Below are 6,512 nucleotides of genomic sequence, written 5' to 3' on the forward strand. Positions count from 1 at the left end.
ACGTCCGTCAGCGTCGCGACCGCGCCAGGCTTCACCTCGACCGGGTCGTGCCCGGCCACCGTGAACACCACCGGCAACGTCGACGCCGAGTTGTCGAACGTCAGGCTCACAGGAGCCGACGACGTCCGCGTCTCAGGAACGTAGACGCACTCCCCCACCGACGGCGTCGGGCTCGCAGGCGCGATCCTTGCCGCCGCGTGGCCGACCGTGAGGTGCTGGTCGTACTCGCCCGGGTCACCATCGGCGTCGGGGACCGACAGGTGCTGGCGCACGACCAGGTCTCCGGACGCGAGGACCTGCTCGCCGGTCGACCGGAAGAACGTCGCGCTCTCGCCCGGGTCGATCATGGCCGTCCCTCGGGAGGCTTCCTCGGCGCCTACCGGCGTCATGTCGTCGACCTGGAGCGCCAGAGGACGACCGGTCGAGTTGGTGACGACCGCCTCGAGACGGACCGTCCCGGCCTCGTTGCTGGAGCTGGTCGTCACGTCGGCGCCCGACAGCCACTGCGGGACGAAGCAGTCCTTGGCCGGGACACCGGCCACCGGGACCTTCCGCGTGAACTCACGCGAGTCGACCGTGGTCACGAGCGTCAGCGAGGCCGAGGCGTCCTTCGGGACGCGCAGGTCGTGAGGCACCGCGAGCTGCGTGGTGGCGCCGCGAGGCACGGACACCGTTTGCGACGTCACGTCGTCGACGCCGAGGGTCACCCGGAGGTCGTCGTAGGACGTCGTGTTGGCGACGCCCTTCAGTACGACCGTCGCAGCACCGTCGACGCACTGGGCGGCGAACGTGGCACCGGCGGGGACCTTGTCCGCGCCGGCCCAGGGCTCGCCGACCGTGAGGTCCGCGCTCGCGGAGTCCTTCAGGGTCCGGCCGGCCGAGGACGTGGTCGCGGAGAACGAGAGCCCGGCCGTGGTCGCCTCGGCCCCGTCTCCTGCGAGGAGCTGGATGTCGAGTGCCACTGGCGGACCCGAGGTCTGGCTCCCGCCGGGAGCCACGAGCGCCGCGCCGTCCGTCGGCGTGCACCTCAGCGAGGCGTCTCCCGGCGAACAGGCCCACCCGGCGTCCAGCGGCTTCGCGGTGACGCCGGTGGGCAGGTCGCCCACGAAGAACGCCACGCCCTGGGCGTCGACGTCCCCCGTGTTGCGAGCCGTGAGCCGGACCGAGGTCGCGCCAGGGTTGACGAGCGCGCCGACGGTCGGCGTCACCAGGTCGATCTCCGCGCCGTACGACGGCACGGGCGCCGGCACGTACTCCTTCTTGACGGGGGTCAGGCCCTTGCCGTGCACCGTGCCGCCGAACGTGTAGCTCCCGCCGCGCGAGGCCTGGACGGTGATGACGAGGTCCTTCGTCTCCCCGGGAGAGAGCACCCCGACCGAGCACGTGACGAGCGACGACCCGTCGCTCTGCGGCGACGCAGGGCCGCACGGCAGCGCCGCGAGCCGGATCGTCGGGACGACGCCCCGGCCTGCGGTGACCACGGAGGTCACGACCGAGACGTTCGGCGGGAGCGTCACGTCGACGACGACCTCCTCGGCGGACGTGCCACCGGAGTTGGACGCCGTGAGAGTCAGGTCCTCGGGGTCGCGGGGAGCGAGCGTGAGGGGGGCGAACGCGAGGTCGAGAGATGCCGGGGCCGGTGGGTCCACGGGGACGACCGGGTCCGGTGTCCCAGGGACGACAGGGGCGACGGGGGCGACCGGCGTCAGCGGGAACGTCGGAGGCACGAGAGGCGTCGTCGGCTCGCCCTGACCGGCCGGCGCCGTGTCGGCCCCCGCAGCAGCGCTGCCGTTCGAGGCCGGCGCCGCAGGATCGGCGGGCGCGTCGGCGAGCGGCACGGTGTTCGTCGGGGACGTGGGATCCCCGCTCGGAGGTGCCGACGGCTCGCCCGTCGGAATGCTCGTGGGAGCGCCCGACGGCGATGTCGAGGCTGACGGGTCGGGGCTGGCGCCCGCGCTCGGGGGTGGGTCGGACGAGAAGCCACCGGACACGGCGACGACACCCGCGCCGACGGCCGCGACCACCACGACGCCCACCGCGGCCGCGATCAGAGGGGATGCGGCGATGAAGGCCGCCAGGCCGGTCGCGCCGGCCGCGGCAGCGGCACCCGTGCCGACTGCGGCGCTCGCGCCGACGGCCGCAGCGACGCCGAGCCCACCGCTCGTGGCGGCCGCACCGGCCGCCGCGGCGCCTCCCATGGCTCCCGTTCCTGCGGCCCCTCCGGCGGCGCCGGTACCGGCCGCAGCCCCGCTGCCGCCTGCGGCGGCTCCGGAACCGGCGGCACCCGAACCGGAGGCCCCGGCTGCACCGCTCCCTGCGCTGCCGCTCGCACCGCCCGCGGCCCCCGTCGCGCCAGCCGCACCGGCCCCGACGGCTGCACCACCCGTGAGCGGGAGAGCCGTCCCGACCAGACCCAGCGCAGCGACCCCGAAGACCAGCGGGGCGATGACGGCGCGCATGCCGTGCGAGACGTCGCCGAGCTCGAGCACGAGCGCCCGGCACTCGCCGCACTCCTCGAGGTGCGCGTCGACCTTGGCGGTCTCACGCTTCGCGAGCCCACCACGGACGTAGGAGCCGAGGAGAGGGTTGACGTTCTCGCACCCTGCGCTGCTCGCACCCGTCAGGTGCTGCTGGAGGTAGGCCTGGCGCAGCCCTTCCCGGGCGCGGTAGGCGAGCGCCGAGACGCCGTTGGCCGTGAGACCGAGCAGCGGCGCGATCTGGGCCGGGTTCATCTCCTCGACCTCGGTGTACCAGAGCACGGCCTGCCAACGCTCCGGCAGTCCCTGGTACGCCTTGGTCACGACAGACCGTTCGAAGCCCTGGAGCGTGGGGTCCTCGGTCGAGGCCATGGGCCCGAACGCGCTCTCGAACGTCTCGATGTCGTCGGTGGGCTGCGTGCGACGACCCGCGTTCGACAGGTCGTAGGACAGGCGCCGGACGACGGTGAAGAGGTACGCGCGGAACGTGACGTCGGGCCCGCCCCCCGACTGCAGGATGCCGAGGACCTTGGCGAAGGCCTCCGAGACCATGTCGTCGGCGTCGGACCCCGAGCGCACGTACTGGCGCGCGACCGTGCGTGCCGCCGCGGCGTGCCGCTCGTACAGCGCACCGAACGCCGCGTAGTCACCTCCGCGGACGGCGGTGATCAGCTCGGCATCGCTCGTCGGGGCGTCGTCCCTCGACGTGTCGACCTGCGTCATGCCCCTACCGCCTCTGACTCCGCCTCATCAGCAGGTGAGGCCCTCCCGTTCATCCTAGACGGGAAAATCGGTGGTGTTATCTACGTCTCACCGCGGATTCGCCCGTCTTGTCCGTCTGTCAGGATGACAGAACCGACGGAATGTGCTGCATGTCCGTCGGTGTGTCGAGTGGATGAAAGAGAAACCGGACGGCCGCTGTCGCGTCATGAGCACCGGCCTCGGACGTCTCATGAGTATGGACCTACGACCTGGCTACCCCGAGCCAGCCGTCGCCTCGCTGCTCGACGAGTGGCAGGCGGCCAGCACGAACAGCGTCTGGCTGCGGCCAGGCGACTGGTACCACCCTGCCGTGGAAGCGCTCGTCGAGGCGCTCACGGACGCCCGGTGCCCCGCCGCTGCGGCCGAGAGGCTCGGCGAGGCCCGCGGCCGTGACGGCATCAGCATCGGCGAGACGATCGACGACCTCTCGTGCTTGTTCGACCTGTGGGGCACGGCCCCCGACGTCACCGTGCTGCGGGCAGTCAGCACCGGGTGGGCCGTCGGCAACGAGCTGATCCCCGGCGCCCCGCCCACGACCGACCCACGCTCGGGCCTCGTGACGGTGCCCTACCTCGTGCAGCGCCTCCTGGAGACGTACGGTCAGGCCGACCGCCTGGGAACCCCTGCGTCCGCGACGCACTGCCTCGTCCTGGTGGACGTCGCGATCGAACGCATCGACGGATGGCAGAAGGTCGCCCGCGCCGCAGCCATGGGCAAGGTCCTGACGGAGACGTTCGGCCTCGGCCACCCGGTCGCGACGCTCGGCGGCGGGATCTACGCCGCGCTCTGCGCCCGCACGGCCGACGTCGGTCCGGTGCGTGCCGAGCTGCGGCACAGGATCGAGCGCACGGCGCTCACCTTCGGCGTGACCGCGATCCTGCGACGCCCGCCTCGCATCTGGGTCGAGCCCCTTCCTGCGCAGCACGCCGACGCCGCACAGATGCTCCACGACCTCTCGCGCTGAGCCGCCCCCTCCCCGCACACCACGACGCCCCGTCGTCCGGCAAGGGACGAGCGGGGCGTCGTGGGGAATCGCGCTGGGGGGAAGCGCGAGGGTCAGCGGGGGCTGTAGGTCAGGCAGTCCGCGTGGTCCGCGCCCTGGGGCCCGGCTCCGACGCGGATCGCCGAGGCGTTGCACTCGAGCGACTCGTTGTGGGCGCACTCCCCGCGCTGGCAGGCACCGACGTGGGCGATGACCTTCTCCAGCCCTCCCTTGGAGGTCAGGGGGATGAACGTGGCGCACTCGGCCTCGCTGCCGTGCGCGGCGATCGTCACGGCACCGGCGTGGCAGCCGTGCTCGTGGTTGTATCCGCAACCGTCGATCGAACACTCGACGACCTGGGGCATCTCCATCAGGCTGCTCATGGGACTTCTCCTTGCTCGAAGGACAGGGGCGTTCAACCGTGCATTTCCTTCACGGTATTCCTTGGAACGGCCCCTGTATAGGAAGCAAGGCCTCACTCACTTCGGCGGAATTCCGCCATTTTTACGTCACACGGACCGCACGTAAAGGCATTTGTGCGAATGCCCGCCTTCGGTCCCTCGCGGCACCGCCCGAGGTCAGGAGCCTCGGCCGGGCCGCCACAGGACGAGCGCACGCGCCTCGGTGCCCTCGACGACCTGGCCGCTGCCACGGCCGGGATCCGCACCCCGGTCCGCCGTCGTCCGCCGGACGCGCCGCCCTCGCGGCACCATGACGACGTCGCCGCTCACCCCGGCCGCGAACACGCGCCCTCCTTCGAGCTGCGTCGCGAGGGCGGCGAGGCGGGCCTCGAGCCGGCTCACCTGCTCCTCGAGCGCGAGGATGCGGCGGATTCCCGCGAGGTTGATGCCCTCCTCCTGGGAGAGCCGCTGGACCTCGAGGAGCTTGGCGACGTCGCGCTGGGAGTAGCGGCGGCCGCGTCCCATGGTGCGGCGCGGGGTCACGAGGCCCAGGCGGTCGTACTGGCGCAGGGTCTGCGGGTGCATCCCGGCGAGGGCCGCGGCCTGCGAGATGGCGAGCACGGGGGCGTCGTCGTACGCGTTGAACGGGATCTGGCTCCCCGTGGGAGCCTCGTTCCTGGCCATGCTCTCCTCCTCGCCGCTCCTCGTGCCTGCTGGTCGGTCCGTTACTCGGCGGCGCGCCCGAACAGGTCGGAGCGCACGTCGCTCTCGCCGTCGGTCGCCGCGGCGAGCGCCTCGACGGCCTCCTTGGCGGCCTTCGAGAGCTTCTGCGGCACGACGACCTGGATCGTGACGAGCAGGTCGCCCGTGGCCTTGGCCGTCTTGACGCCCTTGCCCTTGACGCGCAGCGTGCGGCCGGACGGCGTGCCCGCGGGGACCTTGACCTTGACGGGCTTGCCGTCGAGCGTCGGGACCTCGATGGTCGCACCGAGCGCGGCCTCCGCGAACGTCACGGGGACGGTCAGGCGCAGGTTGTGCTTCTCGTCGACCGAGAACACGGGGTGCGGCGTGACGTGGACCGTGATGACCAGGTCGCCGGGGGCGCCGCCCGCGACGCCGGGGCGGCCCTTGCCGCGCAGCCGGATCTTCTGGCCGTCGCGGACGCCCGCCGGGATGCGGGCCGTGATGGTGCGGCCCTCGGTCGTGACGTTGACGGTCGAGCCCTCGACAGCGGGCCGGAAACCGAGCGTCGCCGACGACTGCACGTCGGCCCCGGGCTGCGGGCGCTGGTAGCCGGCGTTGGGGCGGAACCCGGTCTGGGCTCCCCCGCCGCCGCCGAACATCGACCCGAGGATGTCCTCGAAGCCTCCGCCACCGCCGGACTGCGTGGAGTACCGCACGCGGCCTCCCCCGCCGCCACCGCCTCCGCCACCGAACATGCCGCCGAAGATGTCCTCGAACCCTCCGGCTCCACCGGCGGGTCCGCCGGCTCCTGCCGAGAAGCGGGCGCCCCCGCCGGCCATGGCACGGATCGCGTCGTACTGCTGGCGCTGCTCGGCGTCGGACAGGACCGCGTAGGCCTCGCCGATCTCCTTGAACTTCGCCTCGGCCTTCGCGTCACCCTGGTTCTGGTCGGGGTGATAGGTGCGGGCCAGCTTGCGGTACGCCTTCTTGATCGCGGCGTCGTCGGCATCCTTGGGGACGCCCAGCGCGGCGTAGAAGTCCTTCTCGATCCAGTCCTGACCGGTCAAGGCGCCTCCTCTCATAGGTCTCACCGGCCCCGGGGCCGGTGGTGGTGCTTACATCGATACTGGTCGTGCTCCCGGGGCCCGACGGCGGAGGTCACCTTCACGCGGAAGGCGCGCTCCGCCGACGGGCGTCCCGGGTCCG

General features: G+C 72.5%; 5 protein-coding genes. 1 reads left to right on the forward strand and 4 read right to left on the reverse strand.

What is annotated here, in order from left to right; translation table 11 throughout:
• Nucleotides 1-3,200 (reverse strand): sigma-70 family RNA polymerase sigma factor (locus H9652_RS18015; protein ID WP_191797967.1); only part of this gene is annotated, 3,200 nt, incomplete at its 3' end.
• A gap of 205 nt (nucleotides 3,201-3,405) precedes the next feature.
• Here H9652_RS18015 and H9652_RS18020 point away from each other — a divergent pair.
• Complete coding sequence (locus H9652_RS18020) at nucleotides 3,406-4,203, forward strand: hypothetical protein (protein WP_191797969.1); 798 nt, start codon at nucleotides 3,406-3,408, stop codon at nucleotides 4,201-4,203.
• A gap of 92 nt (nucleotides 4,204-4,295) precedes the next feature.
• Here H9652_RS18020 and H9652_RS18025 read toward each other — a convergent pair whose 3' ends face one another.
• The 3 genes from H9652_RS18025 to H9652_RS18035 all read right to left on the reverse strand — a co-directional run bounded on the left by H9652_RS18025 (nucleotide 4,296) and on the right by H9652_RS18035 (nucleotide 6,373).
• Entirely contained in the window at nucleotides 4,296-4,604 is a 309-nt protein-coding gene (locus tag H9652_RS18025) for a DUF1540 domain-containing protein (RefSeq protein WP_030150176.1), read from the reverse strand.
• 195 nt (nucleotides 4,605-4,799) lie between these two features.
• The gene (locus tag H9652_RS18030; protein ID WP_191797971.1) at nucleotides 4,800-5,306 is read right to left on the reverse strand and encodes a heat shock protein transcriptional repressor HspR; all 507 of its coding nucleotides are present in this window, start codon (nucleotides 5,304-5,306) and stop codon (nucleotides 4,800-4,802) included.
• Between the two features lie 41 nt (nucleotides 5,307-5,347).
• Nucleotides 5,348-6,373, reverse strand: coding sequence for a DnaJ C-terminal domain-containing protein (locus tag H9652_RS18035; RefSeq protein ID WP_191797977.1), 1,026 nt, complete (start codon nucleotides 6,371-6,373; stop codon nucleotides 5,348-5,350).
• Between the last annotated feature and the right edge of the window lie 139 nt (nucleotides 6,374-6,512).

This window comes from Oerskovia rustica (assembly GCF_014836555.1).
Lineage (GTDB): Bacteria > Actinomycetota > Actinomycetes > Actinomycetales > Cellulomonadaceae > Oerskovia > Oerskovia rustica.